22 protein-coding genes are annotated in these 20,351 nt (G+C 69.8%); 7 read left to right on the forward strand and 15 right to left on the reverse strand.

Annotated elements, in window-relative coordinates; genetic code table 11:
* The first annotated feature begins 1 nt into the window (after position 1).
* Positions 2–715 carry a M48 family metallopeptidase gene (locus H566_RS0111620; RefSeq protein WP_084545013.1) on the forward strand — a complete coding sequence of 238 codons (714 nt, stop codon included), beginning with the start codon at positions 2–4 and terminating at the stop codon, positions 713–715.
* A gap of 30 nt (positions 716–745) precedes the next feature.
* On the opposite strand, the gene H566_RS0111625 is transcribed toward H566_RS0111620, so the two are convergent.
* The 14 genes from H566_RS0111625 to H566_RS0111690 all read right to left on the reverse strand — a co-directional run bounded on the left by H566_RS0111625 (position 746) and on the right by H566_RS0111690 (position 11,632).
* Positions 746–1,297, reverse strand: a complete 552-nt coding sequence (locus H566_RS0111625) for a J domain-containing protein (protein WP_028311564.1) — start codon at positions 1,295–1,297, stop codon at positions 746–748.
* A 203-nt stretch (positions 1,298–1,500) separates the two neighbouring features.
* The gene (locus H566_RS0111630; protein ID WP_034411490.1) at positions 1,501–1,932 is read right to left on the reverse strand and encodes a GlcG/HbpS family heme-binding protein; all 432 of its coding nucleotides are present in this window, start codon (positions 1,930–1,932) and stop codon (positions 1,501–1,503) included.
* A gap of 40 nt (positions 1,933–1,972) precedes the next feature.
* Positions 1,973–2,410: a tautomerase family protein gene (locus H566_RS0111635; RefSeq protein WP_028311566.1), complete on the reverse strand. Its 438-nt coding sequence runs from the start codon at positions 2,408–2,410 to the stop codon at positions 1,973–1,975.
* A 65-nt stretch (positions 2,411–2,475) separates the two neighbouring features.
* Entirely contained in the window at positions 2,476–3,351 is an 876-nt protein-coding gene (locus tag H566_RS0111640) for an SDR family NAD(P)-dependent oxidoreductase (RefSeq protein ID WP_084545014.1), read from the reverse strand.
* On the reverse strand, positions 3,348–4,280 hold the full coding sequence (locus tag H566_RS0111645; protein WP_028311568.1) for a catechol 2,3-dioxygenase: 933 nt from the start codon (positions 4,278–4,280) through the stop codon (positions 3,348–3,350). The genes H566_RS0111640 and H566_RS0111645 overlap by 4 nt, the downstream gene beginning before the upstream one ends.
* A 95-nt stretch (positions 4,281–4,375) precedes the next feature.
* Positions 4,376–5,434, reverse strand: coding sequence for a 4-hydroxy-2-oxovalerate aldolase (dmpG, locus tag H566_RS0111650; protein ID WP_034411492.1), 1,059 nt, complete (start codon positions 5,432–5,434; stop codon positions 4,376–4,378).
* Positions 5,434–6,360: an acetaldehyde dehydrogenase (acetylating) gene (locus H566_RS0111655; RefSeq protein ID WP_028311570.1), complete on the reverse strand. Its 927-nt coding sequence runs from the start codon at positions 6,358–6,360 to the stop codon at positions 5,434–5,436. The genes dmpG and H566_RS0111655 overlap by 1 nt, the downstream gene beginning before the upstream one ends.
* Before the next feature lie 257 nt (positions 6,361–6,617).
* Entirely contained in the window at positions 6,618–7,679 is a 1,062-nt protein-coding gene (locus H566_RS0111660; protein WP_028311571.1) for an NADH:ubiquinone reductase (Na(+)-transporting) subunit F, read from the reverse strand.
* Between the two features lie 13 nt (positions 7,680–7,692).
* Positions 7,693–8,052 carry a phenol hydroxylase subunit P4 gene (locus H566_RS0111665; RefSeq protein WP_028311572.1) on the reverse strand — a complete coding sequence of 120 codons (360 nt, stop codon included), beginning with the start codon at positions 8,050–8,052 and terminating at the stop codon, positions 7,693–7,695.
* A 17-nt stretch (positions 8,053–8,069) separates the two neighbouring features.
* On the reverse strand, positions 8,070–9,617 hold the full coding sequence (locus tag H566_RS0111670; protein WP_028311573.1) for a YHS domain-containing protein: 1,548 nt from the start codon (positions 9,615–9,617) through the stop codon (positions 8,070–8,072).
* A 30-nt stretch (positions 9,618–9,647) separates the two neighbouring features.
* Positions 9,648–9,917, reverse strand: a complete 270-nt coding sequence (locus H566_RS0111675) for an MmoB/DmpM family protein (protein WP_028311574.1) — start codon at positions 9,915–9,917, stop codon at positions 9,648–9,650.
* A gap of 10 nt (positions 9,918–9,927) precedes the next feature.
* Positions 9,928–10,923 (reverse strand): aromatic/alkene monooxygenase hydroxylase subunit beta, encoded by a 996-nt coding sequence (locus tag H566_RS0111680; RefSeq protein ID WP_028311575.1) that lies wholly within the window; start codon positions 10,921–10,923, stop codon positions 9,928–9,930.
* Positions 10,924–11,021: 98 nt separating this feature from the next.
* Positions 11,022–11,300 (reverse strand): phenol hydroxylase subunit, encoded by a 279-nt coding sequence (locus H566_RS0111685; protein WP_028311576.1) that lies wholly within the window; start codon positions 11,298–11,300, stop codon positions 11,022–11,024.
* Positions 11,297–11,632 carry a 2Fe-2S iron-sulfur cluster binding domain-containing protein gene (locus tag H566_RS0111690; protein WP_028311577.1) on the reverse strand — a complete coding sequence of 112 codons (336 nt, stop codon included), beginning with the start codon at positions 11,630–11,632 and terminating at the stop codon, positions 11,297–11,299. The genes H566_RS0111685 and H566_RS0111690 overlap by 4 nt, the downstream gene beginning before the upstream one ends.
* Positions 11,633–12,176: 544 nt before the next feature.
* On the opposite strand from H566_RS0111690, the gene H566_RS0111695 reads away from it, so the two are divergent.
* Both H566_RS0111695 and H566_RS0111700 read left to right on the forward strand, forming a co-directional pair.
* On the forward strand, positions 12,177–13,409 hold the full coding sequence (locus H566_RS0111695) for an acyl-CoA dehydrogenase family protein (protein ID WP_084545084.1): 1,233 nt from the start codon (positions 12,177–12,179) through the stop codon (positions 13,407–13,409).
* A 24-nt stretch (positions 13,410–13,433) separates the two neighbouring features.
* Positions 13,434–14,549: a sigma-54 interaction domain-containing protein gene (locus H566_RS0111700; protein WP_051378673.1), complete on the forward strand. Its 1,116-nt coding sequence runs from the start codon at positions 13,434–13,436 to the stop codon at positions 14,547–14,549.
* A gap of 133 nt (positions 14,550–14,682) precedes the next feature.
* On the opposite strand, the gene H566_RS0111705 is transcribed toward H566_RS0111700, so the two are convergent.
* On the reverse strand, positions 14,683–15,897 hold the full coding sequence (locus H566_RS0111705; protein WP_425387930.1) for an acyl-CoA dehydrogenase family protein: 1,215 nt from the start codon (positions 15,895–15,897) through the stop codon (positions 14,683–14,685).
* A 450-nt stretch (positions 15,898–16,347) separates the two neighbouring features.
* Here H566_RS0111705 and sfnG point away from each other — a divergent pair, with 450 nt between their 5' ends.
* Genes sfnG through H566_RS24645 form a run of 4 tightly spaced genes read left to right on the forward strand, consistent with a single transcriptional unit; the run spans position 16,348 to position 20,276 of the window.
* On the forward strand, positions 16,348–17,454 hold the full coding sequence (gene sfnG, locus H566_RS0111710; RefSeq protein WP_028311581.1) for a dimethylsulfone monooxygenase SfnG: 1,107 nt from the start codon (positions 16,348–16,350) through the stop codon (positions 17,452–17,454).
* 14 nt (positions 17,455–17,468) lie between these two features.
* A complete protein-coding gene (locus H566_RS0111715; protein ID WP_028311582.1) occupies positions 17,469–18,242 on the forward strand; it encodes an ABC transporter ATP-binding protein in 774 nt (257 codons plus the stop codon).
* A 22-nt stretch (positions 18,243–18,264) separates the two neighbouring features.
* Entirely contained in the window at positions 18,265–19,146 is an 882-nt protein-coding gene (locus tag H566_RS0111720) for a branched-chain amino acid ABC transporter permease (protein ID WP_028311583.1), read from the forward strand.
* A 29-nt stretch (positions 19,147–19,175) separates the two neighbouring features.
* Positions 19,176–20,276, forward strand: a complete 1,101-nt coding sequence (locus tag H566_RS24645; RefSeq protein ID WP_084545016.1) for a branched-chain amino acid ABC transporter permease — start codon at positions 19,176–19,178, stop codon at positions 20,274–20,276.
* Positions 20,277–20,351 lie beyond the last annotated feature (75 nt).

Consider the following 20,351-nt stretch of genomic DNA (forward strand, 5'->3'; position numbering starts at 1 on the left):
GATGCCCGCACCCGTGAACGCGCCCGGCCTTCAGGTGGACGACCTGAGTTTCACCCTCAGGCGCAGCGCCGGCCGCAGGACGATGCAGATCACCGTCGAACGTGACGGCGCGCTGGTTCTGCTGGCGCCGCCCGAGGTGGACGAGGCCGCGCTGCGCGCCTTCGTGCTGGAAAAGCGCTTCTGGATCTACACCAGGCTGGCCGAAAAGGATCGCCTGCAACGGCAGGTGCCACGCAGGGAGTTCGTGGACGGCGAGGGCTTCCTGTACCTAGGGCGCAGCCATCGGCTGAGGCTGGTGGATGAACAGGACGTGCCGCTGAAGCTGGCGGCGGGCCGCTTCCGCCTGCGCCGGGATGCCCTGCCCGACGCGCGCGAGCACTTCATCCGCTGGTACGGCGAGCGTGCCCGGGCATGGCTGTCGGGGCGGGTGGCGGAGTACCGGTCGCGCATGGAGGTGGCGCCGGCCGGCGTGAAGGTGCAGGACCTCGGCTACCGCTGGGGATCGTGCGGCCGGGGCGACTGGCTCTACTTCCACTGGAAGGCAATCCTGCTGCCGGCGCGTATCGCCGAGTACGTGGTGGTGCATGAGATCGCGCATCTGCACGAGCCGCATCACACGCCGGCCTTTTGGCTGCGCGTGGAACGCGCCATGCCGGACTACGCGCAGCGCAAGGCCTGGCTGGCCGAGCACGGCATCGAGGTCGAGGGCATCTGAGGGCGGCGGGCGAGCGCCCCGCCGTTCAACTCACGCAAACCGCTCCATCAACGCATCCCGCGCCTCGGTGATCCTCACGAACGCCTCATGACTCCCGCCCATGTCGGGATGCAGCTTCTGCGCGAGCTTGCGGAAGGCGGTCTTGATCTTCGAGGCGTCGAGTTCCTCGTCGGCGGGCAGGTTGAGCGCCTCGCGGTGGCCGCTTTCATCGAAATGCCCGCCGCCGCGGCCCCAGTCGTCGTCACCGAAGCCGTCAAAGCCGCCGAAGCGCTCGTTGTACTCGCGCTCCATGCGCTCGCGCTGCGCCCGGCGCTGCTCGAAAGCCTCGCGGCGCAGCTCGACCTGATCGTCCTGCCAGCGCTGGCGCGACATGACGATGCAGGCCGCGAAGGCGATGCGGCCGGTGGTTTCCAGCTCGTCGAGGCTGAAGGGGCCGACCATGTCGAAGGGCGCGGCGAGCCAGGCGCGGCGGCCGTCGGCGCCGGCCTCGACCGGGCCGAGCTTCGCCATCGTCAGGATGCCGGCGGAGCCGTTCCAGACGACCCATTCATCCATCTCGTGCGGCGGCGGGCTGTCGGGCATGGACCGGCTTTCTGGGGGCGGCGGGGCCGCGGATTGGCGGATTTGTCGGGCTCCGGCGCGATTGCGCGGGCGTGCGCGCGGTGCAGCAAGTTGCGCACCCGGCGGCGTGGTGCCGCGTATGCAGACCGATGGCCTGCCCGGCGCGACGGCGGCGACCACACGCACTCGCACACCTCCGCCGCCACCACGGCGTTCCGCCACCCTCAACCCACCAGCGCCGCGATCCCCGCCTCGGCGCAGACCTCGTCCTGCGCCTCGCTGCCGCCCGACACGCCGATCGCGCCCACCAGCTCGCCCTCGACGCGGATCGGCAGCCCGCCGCCGAACATCACGAGGCGCGGCCGCAGCGACAGCCCCTGCCGCACCGCCTCGCCCGCGCCGCCGAGCACCCGATCCCACTCGCCGGTGGCAAAGCCGAAGCCCGCCGCCGTGTAGGCCTTGTCGATCGCGATCTCGGCCGAATGCAGGAAGGCGCCGTTCATGCGCGCGAACGCGACCAGCACGCCCGCGCCATCGACCACCGCGATGTTGACCGCGACGCCGAGTTCCGCTGCCTTGCGCATCGCCGCGCCGACCGCCTCGTGGGCCGCCGTCGCGTCGATGTGGCAGCGGGTGACCGTGATGCCGGCGCTCATCGCGCCGTCCCGCCGTGATGCGGGCGGACCGTGGACGCGCTCATGACGCCGCCACGCCCGCGCCGCTGGCCGCCTTGCGCTGCTCGACCTCGGCCGCGCGGATCACGCTCGCCGGCACGCCGCCGATTGCCCAATCCTCCGCCGCGACGCGATTGATGCTGCCGCGCACGCGGTTGCGCTCGACGCCCAGCACCTCCACCACCAGATCGGTCATCACCGCCAGCGCGCGCCGGCGCTGATCGGCCGGCCGCTCGGCCATCATCACCGCGCTGAAATAGGGCGAGCGGCGCCCGGCCGGCTCGTCGGGCTGGCCGCCGATGGCCCAGTGCGCGGCCGCGTGCAGCGTCACGAAGGCCCGGATGCGATCGACCGGCGATTCGAGTACCTCGGCATAGGCAGCGCTGCCGCGTTCGAGCAGGGTGCGCAGCTGCTCGTCGGAGTACTCGCCTTCGACGAGGTGGAACTGGATGAGGGGCATGTTCTTGTCTCCTTGGAGGCGCGCAAGCGCTTGCAGGCGCCGGCGCGGAGGGGCTTCGGGAGTTGTCAGGGCAGACCGCGCCGGCGGCCGGAATCGAGCATGAGCGTCGAGCCGGTCATCGCGTCGGCGGCGGGGTCGAGCAGCATCCCGACGGCCCAGGCCACCTGCTCGGGCGTGGTGAAGGTGCCGGTGGAGGATTCGGCGCGCATCTCGTCAAGCACGTCGTCGAGCGCGATGCCGCGCTGGCGCGCGCGCTCGGTGGCGACGCGGCGCAGGCGCTCGGTATCGGCTGGCCCCGGCGCGACGAGATGGGCGGTGATGCCGCGCGCGCCGTATACAAGGCTGAGCTGGCGCACGAGGTTGACGAGCGCCGCGTTGGCGATGCCGGGCGCCGCCGCGTAGGCCGAGGGCTCGAAGCCGTAATGCCCGCCGATCGCGACGATGCGCGCGCCGCGCGCCAGCCGGTCGTCCGCCGCGCGCACGAGCCTGATCAGCCCGCCGCACTTGAGGTTGACCGCGTCCACCAGCGCCGAGGTCGGCGCGTCGAGGATGCCGCCCGCCACCGCCACGCCCGGCCCGTGCACGAGCATGCGTACCGGCCGGTCGAGGCTGGCGCGGATCGCGTCGATCGCGGCGTCGTCGCCGATGTCGGCGGCGCAGGCGATCAGCTCGCCGGCGGCGGCATGGCCGGTGGCCGGGCCGTCCGTGCCGCCGTCGCCGGCCGCGCCCGCCTCGTCGCGCAGCCGCATGCGCAGCTCGTCGAGCGCGCTCGCGCGCCGGCCGACCGCCACCACGTCGAGGCCCGCGCCGAGCAGCCGCCGCGTGATGGCCGCGCCGAAGGCGCCGCTCGCGCCCACGAGCACGGCCAGTTCGCGCGCCCTGCCCCGGCCGCAGCCGGCATCCCCGGCCTCGCCGCCCTTCCCGCCTGCAAGCGCTGTCACGTCAGCACCGTCAGGAAGCTCTCGCGCGGCGTGTTGTCCTGCGAGAAGGTGGCCTTGCCGAGTTCGGACGTGTCCCAGGTGAGCGTGGGCGTGTCGGGGTAGTGCACATAGCCGCCCGAGAACACCTCGTTGCGGTTGCCCGACGGGTCGAAGAAATAGATCGTCGCGCCGCGCGTCACGCCGTGGCGGTTCGGCCCCACGTCCACCGGGATGCGGTACTTGCCGATCATGTCCGCCGCATGGATCACGTCATAGGTGCTCTCCAGCAGGAAGGACACATGGTGGAAGCGGCCCGGTTCCGGTTGCAGCACGAAGGCGATGTCGTGTGGCTTGATCGAGCAGCTCAGGAACAGCGCGAGCGAGGCCTTGGAGTCGGCATCGATCAGCCGCTCGCTCATGTCGAAGCCGAACACTTCCTGGAACAGCCGCGCCGACTCGTCGATGTTCGGCCCGCCGAGCAGCGCATGATCGAGCCGGTTGATTCGGAAGCCCCGGATCACCCCCTCGTCGGGCAGCACGCCGGGATTGAGCAACGGCAGATGGTTGCCGATCTGCTCCTTGTGCGCATAGAGCTGCATGCGCTGGCCGCTCGGCAGCGTGAATTCGATGCGCCGGCCGCTCTTCGGCATGGCGCCGGCCGCGATGTGCTTTACCGGCAGACCGAAGTCGCGCACGCGCACGGCCATCTCGTCGAGTACCGCGTCGTCCGACACCTTGAAGGCCACATGGTCGAGGCCCGGCGTGTCGGCCTCGCGCAGCACGAGGCAGTGATGATCGTGCTCGTCCCAGGCCTTGAGGTAGACGCGACCGTCATCGCCGGTCAGCGTCACCTCCAGTCCCATCCGCTTGTCGTAATGCTCCAGGGCTGCCTTCATGTCGAGCACGCGCAGGGCGACTTCGCCCAGGCGCAGGAGTCCGCGCATGGCCATGACTTTGTCTCCTCAAGTCAGGTTTGGTGGGTCGGTATGGGTGTTGTTGTGTGTGTGCGGACGGGCATGCGCTCGCACGCCCCGGCCCGCGTTGATCAGGCGTCGGCGGCGAGCAGACCGCGCGACTTGGCGAGGGTCATGGCGGTGTCCTCGATCATGTCTTCCTGGCCGCCGATCATCTTCTTGTGGCCCAGTTCGACGAGGATGTCGCGCGCCGGCACGCCGTAGCGCTCGGCCGCGCGCTTCGCGAACAGCAGGAAGGTCGAGTACACGCCGGCATAGCCGATCGTGAGCGACTCGCGATCGACGCGAACCATGCGGTCCATGAGCGGCACGATCACGTCCTCGGCCACGTCCATGACCTTGAACAGGTCCACGCCGGTCTCGATGCCCATGCGGTCGCACACGGCGGCGAACACTTCGAGCGGTGTATTGCCCGCGCCCGCGCCGAGGCCGCCGACCGAGCCGTCGATGCGCGACGCGCCGGCCGCGATCGCCGCGATCGAGTTGGCGATGCCCATGCCGAGGTTGTGATGGCCGTGAAAGCCGATCTCGGTCTCCGGCCGCAGCACCTCGCGCAGCGCCGCGACGCGCGCCGTCACGTCATGCGGGAGCATGTAGCCAGCCGAGTCGGTCACGTACACGGTCTGGGCGCCGCAGTCCTCCATGAACTTGCCCTGCTTCGCGATGCCTTCGGGATCGTTCAGGTGGGCCATCATCAGGAAGCCGGTCGTGTCGAGGCCGAGCTTGCGCGCGTAACCCAGATGCTGCTCGGCCACGTCGGCCTCGGTGCAATGGGTTGCAACATGCACGCTGCCGATGCCGCAATCGACCGCCGACTTCAGCTCACGCATCGTGCCGATGCCGGGCACGAGCAGCACCGACACCTTGGCGCGCTTGAGCTTCGGCACAACGGCATTCAGGTACTCCTCGTTCGTGTGCCGGCCGAAACCGTAGTTGAGCGTCGAGCCGCCGAGGCCATCGCCGTGCGTGACCTGGATCAGCGGAATGCCGGCGTCGTCGAGCGCGGTGGCCACGCGCACCATGTCGTCGAGCGACATCTGGTGGCGCTTGGCGTGCATGCCGTCGCGCAGGCACATGTCATGCAGCAGCACCTTGCGGCCGCGAAGGGGGTTGGCATCGATCGTCGTCATCACGCGGCCTCGGCGAGGGGAACGGGGCGCAGGGTGATCGCGCCCGACAGGATTTCTTCGGCGAACATCTCGGCGGTGCGCGTGGCGGCCGCGGTCATGATGTCGAGGTTGCCGGCGTACTTCGGCAGGTAGTCACCGAGGCCCGCGACTTCGAGGTAGATCGACACTCGCTTCCCGTCGAATACCGGGCCGTTCACGAGGCGGTAGCCGGGCACGTACTTCTGCACCTCGGCCACCATCGCCTGCACCGAGTCGCGGATGCGGTCGCGGTCGGGCTCGTCGTCGGTGAGGCAGTAGACGGTGTTGCGCATGATCACCGGCGGGTCGGCCGGATTGACCACGGCCATCGCCTTGCCGCGCCGCGCGCCGCCCACGCGCACGAGCGCGCTCGACGTGGTGAAGGTGAATTCGTCGAGATTCTTTCGCGTGCCGGGGCCGACCGAGCGCGACGACAGGCTCGCGATGATCTCGGCATAGTCCACCGGCTGCACGCGGCTCACCGCGAAGGCCATCGGGATCGTGGCCTGGCCGGCGCAGGAGATCATGTTGACGTTCATCTCGACGCGCGCCGCATGCTCCTTGAGGTTCACGGGCGGGCAGCACAGCGGGCCGATCGCGGCGGGCGTGAGGTCGATCATCATCACGCCGAGCGCGTTGAGCCGGCGCGAATGCTCGGCATGCACATAGGCCGAGGTGGCGTCGAAGGCGATCTGGATGCCGTCGGCCTCGACATGCTGCAGCAGGCCGTCGATGCCGTCGGCCGTGGTCTTGAGGCCCAGCTCGCGGGCGCGGGCCAGCCCCTCGGAGGCGGCGTCGATGCCGATCATCCACACGGGTTCGAGCAGCGGGCTGCGCCGGATCTTGTAGATCAGATCGGTGCCGATGTTGCCGGAGCCGATAAGGGCGCATCGGATTTTCTTGCTCATCGGAAGAGTCCTTTGGCGGTGTCGCATCGGGCCGATGCGAAGGGGATCGATGCGGCAGTCTGTGCAGGGCCGGCTATACCGTCCAATACCTTTGCATCGGTGGTTCGATGCGTCACAGGTATGAATGACAGCGTGCGTGGACGCGGGGTTTGCAAGCCCTTGCGGGATGCGGTTGCGTCCGGCGCGGGCGGCGGGCCGGCCGCGCCGCGCAGGGCAACGCGGACCGGCCGCCGCCCGACGCCGCCGGCGCCGCGCCGTCAGAGCGAGCGGAACAGCGGGCTGCGCACCAGCGCCGCCGCGTCGGCCGCCGACAGGAACTTCTCGGTATGGATGTCGCGCTCGAACAGCCGGCCCTGCATGAGCGTGGCGATGCATGCCTCGATCATCACCGGCGGCCCGCAGAGGTAGGCCTTCAGGCCACGGAAGTCGTTGCCGAAGCCGGCCTTCGCCACGTCATGCACGAAGCCGCGCGCGCCGGTCCAGCCCGGGTCCGCGCCATCGTCGGACAGCGCGGGCAGATAGCTGAAGTTGGGATGCTTCTTCGCCAGCGCCTCGAATTCCTCGTGGTAGTACAGCTCGGCCCGCGAACGCGCGCCGTACACCAGCGTGATGTGCTCGCTGCAGCCGTCCTCCAGCAGGTCGCGGATCATCGAGCGCGGGCTCGACAGCCCCGAGCCGCCCGCGATGAACAGCATCGGCTTCGCCGCCGAGCGCCGCACGAAGAAGCGCCCGTAAGGCCCGGTGATGCGCACTGCGTCACCCTCGCGCAGGCTGTCATGCACCCAGCCCGTGCCCTTGCCGCCCGGCACGCGGCGGATGTTCAGCTCGATCTCGCCGCGCGCCGACGGCGGGCTGGCGACGGAGAAGGCGCGCGTCTCGCCGCCGGGGATGTGCAGGTTGACGTACTGCCCGGCCTGGAAGCGCATGCCTTCCGCGTCGTCGAGCGCGATCCACACGCCCTTGATCGTCGGCGTGAGGTCGGCGATGCGGCTGACCTGGCCGTCGAAGTCGCGCACCGGCAGCACGAGGGCGTCGGGCTCCTCGTCGATGTCGGCCTCGATCACGAGGTCGGACTGCGGCATCGCGCAGCAGGCGAGGCACTTGCCGTCCTCGCGCTCGCTGTCCATGAGCGCGAAGCTCGACGCCGCGCCGTGCTCCACCTCGCCGTCGGCGACGCTGACCTTGCAGGTCGCGCACAGGCCGTGGCAGCAGGCATGCGGCAGGTAGATGCCGGCGCGCAGCGCGGCGTCGAGAATGGTCTGGCCCTCGGCGATGTCGATGGTCTGGCCGAGCGGCTCGATCGTGAGTGTGTAGCTCATCGCCCCGCCCCGCTCAGTAGCCCGCGCCCGCGAGGCCTTCGAGGCCGGGCGTGCGCAGCCGCAACAGCGTCTTGTGGCCGAGGCCCAGCTCGGCCAGCGTCGCGTCGTCGCGCGGCGCGATCGGCTCGCCGGATGCAAGCCATTGCACGGCGCTCCAGTCGATGCGCGCGAAGTCCGGATGCCTGCCCCAGAGCGTCGGCAGCGCCTGCTCGCGCAGCGCGCCGAAGGTCATCGCGGGTTCGACGCACAGCGTCATCGGCGCATAGAACATGAGGTGGCGGTCCCAGCCCACGAACAGCAGCTGCTTGCCGTGGAAGTTGGCCGGCGCGTCCTTCTCGACGGGCGTGAAGGCTTCGATCGTCGTGTAGCTCATCGCATGTCTCCCGTCGTTCAGTTGCGCGTGGCCTGCTCGCGCCAGGCCGCGAAGCTGCGCTGGTCTTCCGAGCCGTCGAAGTCGCCGTTGTCGCGGCCCGGCACGAGGTGCCAGTAGTCCATGACGGCCTTCATCGGATTGAAGTCGGCGGCGGTCGGATCGCTGCCCTCGGCAAAGCAGTTGCCCTGGAAGATCTGGTGCGCGGGCAGCCAGGCCTCGACGTACTTCTCGGGTTCGGCCTCGAAGATGTGCTTGCAGTGGTCGGAGCAGAAGTGATGCTTCATGCCGTGGTAGGTGGTCTCGCGATAGGCGATCTGCGTCGGATCGTCCGGCTCGGTGAAGAGCATCGGGATCTGGCAGACCTGGCACAGCATCGGGATCGTGCTGTTCTTGAACCGCTCTCCCTTCGCCTCGCACTCGCGCCAGTAGTCGAAGCGCGGGCGGTAGTACTTGTCGAAGCTGTCCGGATACTTGGCCGAGAGCCAGTCCAGCTCGGCCTCGGTCGGCAGCCATGTATGGAAGTTGCTGATCTCGGTGGCCGAGTAGAAGGCGCTCCAGGCCTGGTGCGAGATGTGGTCCTTCTCCTTGCGGATCTGCTCGACGCAATCGGGCACCTTGATGCCGTAGCGCGCGAGGTCGCGGAACAGCGCCATGCCGTTCTCCTCGAAGTACACCTCCCAGGCTTCCTTCCAGCTCATCACGCGCTTGGGCAGCATGTAGTCCATCATCATCGCCACCACCGACAGGATGCGCACGCCGCGCCAGGTCCACTTGTCGATCCAGCGCTGGACGATCGGCAGGTTGGCCGGATCCTGCTCCAGCATGAACTTGATGACTTCAAGGCCGAGCGTCATGTGGCGCGCCTCGTCGCTCTGGGCCGAGAAGCCGAAGGTCATCGCGCCCATGTCGCCGTTGTAGGCCGCGCCCGAGATGAAGGGCACGAACAGCAGATTGGTCAGCACGTATTCAAACGAGAAGCCGATCGCGATGATGAATTCGAAAGGCCCGGCGGTGCAGGCATCCTCGAAGAAGGACTTGGTGACCGACAGGTACCAGAGCCGGTCGTTCATGTGCCGCCAGTCGTGCATGCCGTCGTAGAAGCGGTTGTAGTTCGACAGCGAATGCACCTGGGTCTGGGCATGGCGGATCTCGTCGATCGCCTGCATCTGGCAGGCCACCTGCGGTCCCACGCCGGCAAAGTGCCGGCCCAGCCGAGCGAAGCCGCGATGCGCGTTGTATTCAAGCGTGGGCACGGCCGAGATGAAGAGCTTGAGCGCGTTGAGATAGCGCGCGTCGGTCACGCCGAGATGGCCGTTGTTCTGCACGAAGGCGTCGATGATCGCGTAGAGCTTGCGGTCCTTCTCCGACTGGTACTTCCAGTAGGCGTCCATCGTCAGGCGGAAGGGGTCTTCCCAGCGGTCCCAGTCGTGGATGCGGATGCCTTCGTATTGCAGCAGCGGGTAGATGTCTTCGGTCTTCTCGTAGCTCGGCGTCCAGCCGAGGTCGCGCGTCATCAGCGCGTACTTTTCCTTGAGGCCGAGCTTGCGCTTCACCTTCATGTCCATGGTCTTGTCTCCTCGCGCCGGCGGTGCCGGTCAGTCGTTCCAGTGCAGCGTGAATTCGTCCTCGGTCTCGTCCACATGGCCCGAGAGCGAGATGAGGTGGACCTGCATTTCCTGCAGGTCGTAGTCGCGGCCGATCTTTTCCTCGACGGTCTCGCGGCGCAGCACAAGGCGGCCGGGCACGTCGATCTTCACCATCGCGGGCTGGTGGTTGACGATGGCCGTGGGGTTGTCATCGACGATCGCCTCGACGATGGCGCGGCTGTCCTCGTTGGCCTGGAGGACGATGAATACGTTCGACATGGGGCGCCCTTCAGACGGTGAGGCCGAGCTTCGCGGCGCGGCTTGCAAAGGTTTGCGCGACGGTGGCGAGCACCTCGGCGGAGTCGTCGCCGAAGGCGGAGGCGGCGACCGGCTCCAGCGCGGCCAGCGCGCGGTCGCGCCAGGCGGCGGTCCATTGCGAGAGCAGCGCGCGATTGGCGTCGGATTCGGCGGCGGCGGTCTTGACCACCGCGTCGACCCACTTGCCGGTCTCGGCAAACCAGTCGGTCATGAAGGCGGTGAGCATCGTGACGGCGGCACTGCCGCGTTGCGGATAGCGCTTGTCCACCGCCTCGATGTAGGCGAGCGGATAGAGCAGCCCGTCGAGCACGAGGTTCTGCGCGACGAACAGCTCGAACCAGTCGCGCTGTACCAGCAGGTTCTCGACCAGCCGGCGCAGCGGCTGCCAGCGCGGCGCCTCCAGCCATTCGCGCTTGGCGACCGCGAGCGACTCCACATCGCCGAGCAGCAGGCCGAGGCGGGTGAGGTATTGCGCGATGCCGAGGTTGTCCATCGCGTGATACATCGCGGCCTGCGTGAGCACCGTGCCGTAGCCGTCGGCGCAGATGCCGCAGTTGTTGAGGTCGGCGGCCCAGGCCACATGGCGCAGCGGCAGCAGCAGGCCGAGCGCGTCGTCGCGCAGCTCGGGCGACAACAGCGCCGCCAGCCCGCGCGACTCGACGAACTCGAAGCTCGCCTCGGCCGCCTCCTGCTGGCGCGCGCGGGCCTGGGTGTAGCTGCCGTAATAGAACTGGCGCGGGTCCTTGAGCGCGTACCAGTCGGCCATGACGATCGCGGTGCGGCGCGCGTCATACAGCTCGCGCTGCGGGTCCCAGCTCGGGCGGTAGTGGAAGTTATGCGTGGGCTGGAGGTCGTAGCTGCCTTCCTGGTAGCGGCTCGGCTGCTTGTTGGCGCCGAAGCGGCGCGCCAGATGGTCGAAGGCCAGGCGCTTCGGCTCGATGGCGACGGTGCGGAGATCGATCTGCACGGAGGTCCTCTTGGGGGTGGGGCGTTTGGGGGATGCGGTCGGGCGCGCCCCGGCCGAATGCGGACGGACCGCCCGGCCGGTGCTCGCGCGGCGCGGGTTCAGGCGCCCGGCAGGCGGGCGTCGCTCAGGCGCCAGTCGAGGGCGCGGGCGTCGGGAAGCGGGGCGTCGGCCGGGCCGGCAGACGCGGTCTCGGGCGCGAGAAAGCTCACCCGGTTGACCGAGCAGAACTCGTCGAAGGCGGCGCTGCCGAGCAGCATCTCGACGAAGATTTCCGGCTCGCCGACCGCGAAGTCGAACTCGACGAAGCCGTCGGCGCGCAGCCGGCGTACGCGCACGTACTTGCGCGCCGGATCGAAGGCGGGCACGGCGCGGCTCACGACATCACCTCGGCGGTCGCGCGGCGACAGGCGTTCTTTTCCAGCCCGCCGACCACGCGCACGACGAGCGGCCCGGCCGGATAGGTGCAGCAGGCGAGCAGCCGGCGCGCGCGCCGGTCGTCGTCGCCGACATGGGCGGCGCTCATGCGCGAGGTCGCGCAATCACCCGCCACCACCTCGACCTTGCACACGCCGCAGCCGCCGCCGCGGCAGCCGAGCGGAATGCCGCGCTTGCCCATGCGGGCCATGCCGACAAGCACGGATTCGCCCGCCTGGCATTCATAGGTTTCGCCGGTATTGGCGATCGTCACCTGGTGTCTCTGGCTCTGCATGGCCGCGCCTCCTCGTTGTGGCGGCGGCTATCGCAGCGGCTGTGCCATTTGACGCAAGTCACTGAATCGAAAGGAATCTTCCGCCGCGCGACGACTCCGGCGGCGTCATGCGCTTGACGCTTGCGCCAAGCGTGGCGCCGCCGCTTCACCAAAACGTCGAGCTGCAACGCAGCAAGCGCGTTCGGCCGGCTGCCCGGCGCGCACCGACCTCGGCACCGGCCGGCGCCGGCTTCGGGTTGGCCCGGATGGCAGCGCGCGGCCCCGCGCGCGTCGCCCCGCCGGACCGAGGGATAGTCCCGAGCCGGACCGCGCGCCCGCGCCGCCCGCGTCTTGCGCCGCGCCTGACGTAAACGTCAATTCCCATGCCGCTGCTTCGCAGCAAGCAGGCTGCCCGCAACCCAGCAGCCAAGTCGGGCCGTCTGCTTTCCAAACAGCACTCGCCACGCGACAAATCAGCAATTCCGCCCGCTTTGCCGTCGCCAGCCCGTGGCACGCCATCTGCACTGTGCTGCCACTCGATCAGCAAGCCGATGCGGAATCACCGATGCCACGCTCCACCGTCCTGTCCTCCCGTCCCGCCGAGTCCGATGTGCCGCAGACCAGCCGTGCCGGCTCGCTCGCCGACGTGGACACGGTCGTCGCCGAACTGGTCGCCTGCTTCGCCGAAAGCGCGCCGATGCGCGACCTGCTCGGCGGCACGCCCAAGCTCCAGCGCGACCAGCTGCGCGCGAGCGGCCTGCTCGGCCTGACCATCCCGGTCGAACTCGGTGGCCTCGGCGGCAGCTGGTCGCTCGCGCTCGATGTCGTGCGCCGCTTCGCGCGCGTCGACAGCTCGGTCGCCCATCTGTTCGCCTTCCATCACCTGATGCTCGCCACGGCGCGCCTGTTCGGCCACGCCGGGCAATGGCAGCCCTGGTTCCGCCAGACCGCGCGGCTCGACTGGTTCTGGGGCAATGCGCTCAATCCGCTCGACCGGCGCACGCTGTGTCGCCGGCACGAGGGCTGGAACGAGTTCTCGGGCCGCAAGAGCTTCTGCTCCGGCGCGCTCGATTCCGAGATGCTCATCGTCTCGGGCTATACCGAGGACGAGGGCCGGCTCGTGGTCGCGGCCGTGCCGACCGCGCGCTCGGGCATCGCCGTGCTGCACGACTGGGACAACATCGGGCAGCGCCAGACCGACAGTGGCAGCGTCGATTTCGAGCGCGTGCGCGTCGATGACGCCGAGCTGCTGCGCGACCCCGGCCCGCTCACCACGCCGCGCTCCTGCCTGCGCCCGCTCGTGGCCCAGCTCATCCTCACCAACATCTATGTCGGCATCGCCGAGGGCGCCTACGAGGAAGCGCGGCGCTACACGCTGCGCGAGGCCCGGCCCTGGCACGCGGCCGGCTTCGAGCATGCCGACGACGATCCCTATGTGCTCGGGCATTTCGGCGAGTTCTTCATCGGCCTCGAATCGCTGCGCCTGCTGGCCGACCGCGCCGGCGCCCATCTCGACCGCGCGCTCGAACGCGGCGTCGAGCTGTCGGTGGAAGAGCGCGGCGCGCTCGCGCTCGACATCGCCTGCGCGAAGGTGGCCGCGACGCGCACCGGCCTCGACATCTGCAACCGGCTGTTCGAGGCCACCGGCGCGCGCTCGACGCACGCCGCGCTCGGTCTCGACCGTCACTGGCGCAACCTGCGCACGCACACGCTTCACGACCCCGTGCAATACAAGGTGCGCGAGCTCGGCGAATGGGCGCTCAAGGGACGCCTGCCCGCGCCGAGCTTCTATTCCTGATCCGCCGTTTCCTCAGGAGCACCCGTGGAAAATCTCGAACTCCCTCCCTACACCGTCGCGCGCTGGCCGATCGAATCGCGGCCCGTGCTCAAGCTGCCCGACGCCGTCGCCAGCTCGCGGCCGATCAAGGCCACCGTGCACATCTTCGAGGACCCCAAGTCGCTCGCACTGCTGGAGCGCATCCGCATGATCGCGCCGAGCGATGCAAACGCGCTCATCATCGGCGAGACGGGCACCGGCAAGGAGCTTATCGCGCGCCACATCCATGCGCTGAGCATGCGCGCGCAAGGCCCCTTCCTCGCCGTCAACTGCGGCGCCTTCTCCGAGAACCTGGTCGAGAGCGAGCTGTTCGGCCACGAGAAGGGCGCCTTCACCGGCGCCTTCGCGGCCAAGGCCGGCTGGTTCGAGGCGGCCAACGGCGGCACGCTCTTTCTCGACGAGGTGGGCGATCTGCCGCTGCATCTGCAAGTGAAGCTGCTGCGCGTGCTGCAGGAGCGCGAGGTGGTGCGGCTCGGTTCGCGCCGACCGGTGCCGATCGACGTGCGGCTCATCGCGGCCACCAACAACGATCTGGAGCGCGCGGTGCTCGAAGGCCGCTTCCGCGAAGACCTGTACTACCGGCTGCGCGTCGCCCATCTGGCGCTGCCGCCGCTGCGCGAACGCCCGGGCGACATCCTGCCGCTCGCGCGCCACTTCATCGAGGAATACGGCCGGCGCATGAACTACGGCCGCACCCGGCTCTCGCCCGATGCCGAGGCGGTGCTGCTGGCCCATCCCTGGCCCGGCAACATCCGCGAGCTGGAGAACGTCATCCATCACGCGCTGCTGCTGCGGCGCAATGACGTGATCACGCGCGACGAGATCTCGCTGTCGAGCCTGCAACGGCCGCAGGCGCCGGCGCCCGTCGCCGCCGAACCGGCCGTGCCGCCGAGTTCGATCGAGCAGCTCGACACGGCGCTGCGCGCGCTCTACGAGGAGATGCCGGGCGACCTGTTCAAGCTCATCGAGCGCGCGGTGATCTCCAGCGCCTACGAGTTCTGCCAGCACAACCAGGTGCAGTCGGCAAGGCTGCTCGGCATCAGCCGCAACGTGCTGCGCGCGCGGCTCATCGAGTTCGGCGAGATCAACGCGCTGAAGTGACCGGGCGGCGGCGCAGGCCGGTCTGCTTGCGCTGATCCGCTCGTGCCGGCCCGCGCCGCGCAGCGCGTCACGCGCCACGTGGCGCGGCGGGCTCCGGCGCGGCAGCGGGCACCAGCGCCCGCTCGACCATCACTCAGGAATAGAACGACGGCGCCGGATAGCGGTCGTTGAGCGCCCAGTTGCCCAGCTCGCGCAGCTTCATGTCGAGCGGGTCGTGCAGGGTCTGCACGCGCACGTTGCGCCAGAAGCGGTCGAGCCTGAGCGCCGCCGTCGTGGCGCGCGCGCCCGCGACCTCGAAGATGCGGCTCGTGAGTTCGAGCGCGAGCCGCGTGGTCGTGACCTTGGCGGTCGCGACCGCGAGCGCGACCTCGCCGCGTCCGGCCTCGTCGAGCGTCTCGGCGCGCGCCCAGGCCTCGTCGAGCCGGTCGGCGGCGCGGTCGGTCAGCACGCGGCCGGCTTCGAGCGCGGCGAAGTAGTCGCCGTAGTGGCGAAGGATGTACGGATCCTCCAGCACCGTCGGGCCGGCCGAGCCGGGCCACAGCCGCGTCTGCTCGCGCGTGTAGCCGCGCGCCGCCTCGACCGCGCCCTCGGCCTGGGCCAGGAAGACGTTGCAGAACACGAGCTGGGCGATGAGCGGACGCAGGCATGCGAAGGGCGTGCTGAGCGGGCCGGGGTCGAGCAGCAGCTCGTCGTCGGCGATGAACAGGCCGTCGAGCACCGCGCCGCCGCTGTCGGTCTGGCGCTGGCCGATGTTGTTCCAGTCGTCGAGCAGACGGATGCCGGCGCGCCGCGTCGGCACCGCGCCGATCACCAGCCCGCCCTCGGGCTTGTGGCCCGACACGATGAGCATGTCGGAATCGGTCGCGCCCGAGCAGAAGCTCTTGCGCCCGTCGAAGCGGCGCCCGCCCGGCACCGCCTCGGCCACCGTGCGCGTGTCGAGCGGGTTGAGCGCATTGCCCCAGAACCAGCGGTTGGCGGCGGTCTGCTCGAACCACGGCTGCCATTGCGCCGGCCGCGCGAACAGCCGCACCGTCGCGAGCAGCAGATGCTGGAAGCCGTAGACATGGCCGAGCGAGCTGTCGGCGCGCGCGATCGTGCGCACGGTGTCGAGCGTCGTGCGCCAGTCGGCGCCCTGGCCGCCGAACTCGCCCGGAATCGCGAGCGCGAGCAGGCCGCTGGCGCGCAGCGCGTCGCGCTCGGCCCTGGCGGTGCCGCCGGCCTCGTCGCGCGCGGCGGCCGTGGCCGCGAAGCCCGCGGCAAGCCGCGCCGCCACCGCGCGCGGAGTGTTGTCGTCCGGCGCCGGGCGCGGGTCGCGCGCCGCCGGCTCCGGCTTGCTGAGATCGTCCATTGACATTCCCGGTCTGTTCATCGAAACGCCGGTCGATTCGCAGTTCCTGTGCCAGCACCGGCGGGGCTGCCGGCATGGCGATGACCGGGCCGTCACGGCATGCGCGTGCAAGCGTATGCAGGACCTGCTGATGACCGGGCAGCAAGCCGCTGATGCGCTGCTTCCCAGCCAGCAATCGCGCCCTTCCGGCAACCGGACCGGGCCCCGTCAGCGCCATAACCACATCACCGGGTGTTTGCGCGGCAGCAGGCTGCGGCCGGCGGATGCCGCCCATCGAAGGTGAACCGACAGGCAATTGCCGCCCATGGCCGGCGGATCGATGGCTGCGGGCGGCTTTGGCGCGCGCAGCCGCCGCGATGGCATGCGCGCTGCTATTCCAGTCGGGGCAAGGGCAGTCCGGCAGCCGCCGGCGAGCCATCCGAGCATTTCATTCGCACAGGAGAAGACTTCATGAGCCAGACCAGCACGCGCCCCGAGGCCGACATCAAGTTCGCCTACTGGGTGCCCAACGTGAGCGGCGGCCTCGTGGTCAGCAAGATCGAGCAGCGCACGCACTGGGGCATCGAGTACAACACCCGCCTCGCCCAGACCGCCGAACAGGCCGGCTTCGACTACGCGCTGAGCCAGATCCGCTTCACCGCCGGCTACGGCGCCGAGTACCAGCACGAATCGGTGTCGTTCAGCCAGGCGCTGCTGCATGCGACCAGCAAGCTCAAGGTGCTCGCGGCCATCCTGCCCGGCCCCTGGCATCCGGCCGTCGTGGCCAAGCAGCTCAGCACCATCGACCATCTCACCAACGGCCGCATCGCGATCAACGTGGTGAGCGGCTGGTTCCGCGGCGAGTTCCACGCGATCGGCGAACCCTGGCTCGACCATGACGAACGCTATCGCCGCAGCGAGGAATTCATCCGCGCGCTGCGCGGCATCTGGACCACCGACAAGTTCAGCTTCCACGGCGACTTCTACCGCTTTCACGACTACACGCTGCAACCCAAGCCGCTGTCGCAGCCGCATCCGGAAATCTTCCAGGGCGGCAGCTCGCGCGCCGCGCGCGACATGGCCGCGCGCGTGTCCGACTGGTACTTCACCAACGGCAACACGCCCGACAAGCTCAAGGCCCAGATCGACGACATCCAGGCCAAGGCCGCGCAGAACGGCCGCTACGTGAAGATCGGCGTCAACGCCTTCGTGATCGCGCGCGACACCGAGGAGGAGGCGAAGGCCGTGCTGGCCGAGATCATCGCCAAGGCCGACCCCGAGGCCGTCAACGCCTTCGGCGACGCGGTCAAGCAGGCCGGCCAGGCCTCGCCCGAGCGCGAGGGCAACTGGGCCACCTCCACCTTCGAGGACCTCGTCCAGTACAACGACGGCTTCCGCACCAACCTCATCGGCACGCCGCAACAGATCGCCGAGCGCATCGTCGCGCTCAAGGCCATCGGCGTGGACCTCGTGCTCTGCGGCTTCCTGCACTTCATCGAGGAGGTCGAGTACTTCGGCAGGAAGGTGCTGCCGCTGGTGCGCGAACTCGAAGCGCAACGCGCGCTCGTCGCCGCCTGAGCCGGGAGCGCCGCATGACCGCCGCCGCGCTGCTCGCCGTCGAGAACGTGTCCGTCGCCTTCGGCGGCGTGAAGGCCGTGACCGACATCAGCTTCGACGTGAAGCCGGGCGAGGTGCTGTCGATCATCGGGCCGAACGGCGCCGGCAAGAGCTCGCTGCTCAACGTGGTCAGCGGCATCTACCGGCCGAGCGCCGGGCGCATCGTCATCGACGGCGTCGCGCACCGGCGCGTCGATCCGGGCCGTGTCGCGCGGCTCGGCATCGCGCGCACCTTCCAGAACCTCGCGCTGTTCGACCGCATGAGCGTGCTCGACAACGTGCTGACCGGCGCCGCGCTGCGACTGCGCAGCAGCTTCGTCGCGCATGCGCTGCGCCTGCCCGGCGCGCGCCGCGAGGAGGCGCGCGAGCGCGAGGAGGCCGCGCGCGCCCTCGCCTTCCTCGGCCTCGAACGCTGGGCCGACGCGCCGGCGGGCGAGCTGTCCTACGGCCTGCGCAAGCGCGTCGAGTTCGCGCGCGCCCTCGTCACGCGGCCGCGCCTGCTGCTGCTCGACGAGCCGATGGCCGGCATGACCGCCGACGAGAAGCGCGACATGGCCATCCACATCGTCGAGGCCAACCGCGAATTCGGCACGACCGTCGTGCTGATCGAGCACGACATGGGCGTAGTGATGGAGGTGTCGGACCGCGTGGTGGTGCTCGACTACGGCCGCAAGATCGCCGACGGCGCGCCCGCGAGCGTCAGCCACGACCCCGCCGTCATCGACGCCTATCTCGGCGTCGCCCACTGAGCCCCGCGCAAAGGTGCAAGGCATGGACTTCTTCTTCGAGGTGCTGCTCGGCGGCATGCTCGCCGGCGTCATGTACTCGATGGTCGCGATCGGCTTCGTGCTGATCTTCAAGGCCTCGGGCGTGTTCAACTTCGCCCAGGGCTCGATGGTGCTGTTCGCGGCGCTCACCTACGTGAGCCTGGTCGAGCGCGGCCTGCCAGCCTGGGCCGCCTTCGGGCTCACCCTCGCGCTGCTGCTGGTGCTGGCGCTCGCGGTCGAGCGCGGCGTGCTCAGGCCGCTCGTCAACCGGCCGCCGATCGTGCTGTTCATGGCGACGCTGGGCCTGAGCTTCATCGTCGAGGGCCTCGCGCAAAGCCTCTGGGGCACGCAGGTGCATGAACTCGATCTCGGCATCGAGGACCAGCCCTTCGAGCTCGCCGGCCTCATGCTCAGCGAGTTCGACCTCGCGGCGGCCGGCATCGCGGCCGCGCTGGTCGCGACGCTCGCGCTCGTGTTCGACAAGACGCGCATCGGCCTGCGCCTGCGCGCCGTGGCCGACGATCCGCTCGCCGCGCTCGCGGTCGGCATCGACCTGCGCCGGGTGTGGGCCATCGTCTGGACGGTGGCGGGCTTCGTCGCGCTGGTCGCGGGCCTGCTCTGGGGCGCGCGCTCGGGCGTGCAGTTCTCGCTCTCGTTCGTGGTGCTCAAGGCGCTGCCGGTACTGATCATCGGCGGCTTCTCGTCGGTGCCGGGCGCGATCGTCGGCGGCCTGCTCGTCGGCGCGAGCGAGAAGCTCGCCGAGGTGTACATCGGCCCGCTCGTCGGCGGCGGCATCGAGAACTGGTTCCCGTACGCGCTCGCGCTCGGCTTCCTGCTCGTGCGGCCCTGGGGCCTGTTCGGCGAAGCCAGCATCCAGCGCGTCTGAGCGCCTCCACCAACCTGCGGAGACAGGACATGAACCGACCCTCCCTCACCGACGCGGCCGTGGTCGCGCCCCCGTCCGCCACGCGCGGCTGGCGTCCGCGTCCGGCGCAACTCGCGCTCGCCGGCCTGCTCGCCGTCGCCTGGCTGGTCGTGCCGGCGGTGGCCGACGACTACTGGTTCTCGGCCGTGCTGCTGCCCTTTCTCGTGCTGGCGCTCGCGGGCCTGGGGCTCAACCTGCTCACGGGCTACACGGGCCAGCTCTCGGTCGGCTCGGCGGCCTTCATGGCGGTGGGCGCCTTCGCCACCTACAACTTCAGCCTGCGGCTGCCGGGGCTGCCGCTGCTCGCGAGCCTCGCGCTCGGCGGCGGCGTGGCGGCGCTGTTCGGCGTGCTGGTCGGCCTGCCGAGCCTGCGCATCAAGGGCTTCTACCTGATCGTCTCGACGCTCGCGGCGCAGTTCTTCGTGCAATGGGTGTTCGTGAAATTCGGCTGGTTCTCCAACTACAGCTCGTCGGGCGTCATCACGGCGCCGAAGCTCGCGGTCGCGGGCATCGACCTGTCGGCGCCGGCCGGACGCTATCTGCTCACGCTCGGGGTCGTATGCGTGCTGACGCTGCTCGCGCGCAACCTCGTGCGCAGCACGACGGGCCGGCACTGGATGGCGGTGCGCGACATGGACACGGCCGCCGCCTCGCTCGGCATCCCGATCCTGCGCACCAAGCTGCTGGCCTTCGCGGTGAGTTCGTTCTACCTCGGCGTCGCGGGCGCGCTCTGGGCCTTCGCGTATCTCGGCACGGTCGAGGCCGACGGCTTCAACCTCAACCGCTCGTTCCAGGTGCTGTTCATCGTGATCATCGGCGGGCTCGGCAGCCTCGCGGGCAGCTTCTGGGGCGCGGCCTTCATCGTGCTGTTCCCGATCGGCCTGAGCCATGCGTCGGACGCGCTGTTCGCGGGCAGCATCGATCCGGGCCAGCTGGAGAACTTCCAGCGCATCGTGTTCGGCCTACTCATCATCGGCTTCCTCGTCAGGGAGCCGGACGGCCTCGCGCGGCTGCTGCATCGCGCGGCCGACGCGCTCGGCCGCCGCCCACGCGCCCTGACCGGGCCGGCGCCACACCGGCGCCCAGGCTGAGCCGCGCCGCCAAAGCCGCCTTCCCGATACCGCTTTCCCATCCCTCGACCGCCCGGCCATGACCGGCGCGGCAGG

The sequence above is a fragment of the Derxia gummosa DSM 723 genome (genome assembly GCF_000482785.1).
GTDB classification, from domain to species: Bacteria; Pseudomonadota; Gammaproteobacteria; order Burkholderiales; family Burkholderiaceae_E; genus Derxia; species Derxia gummosa.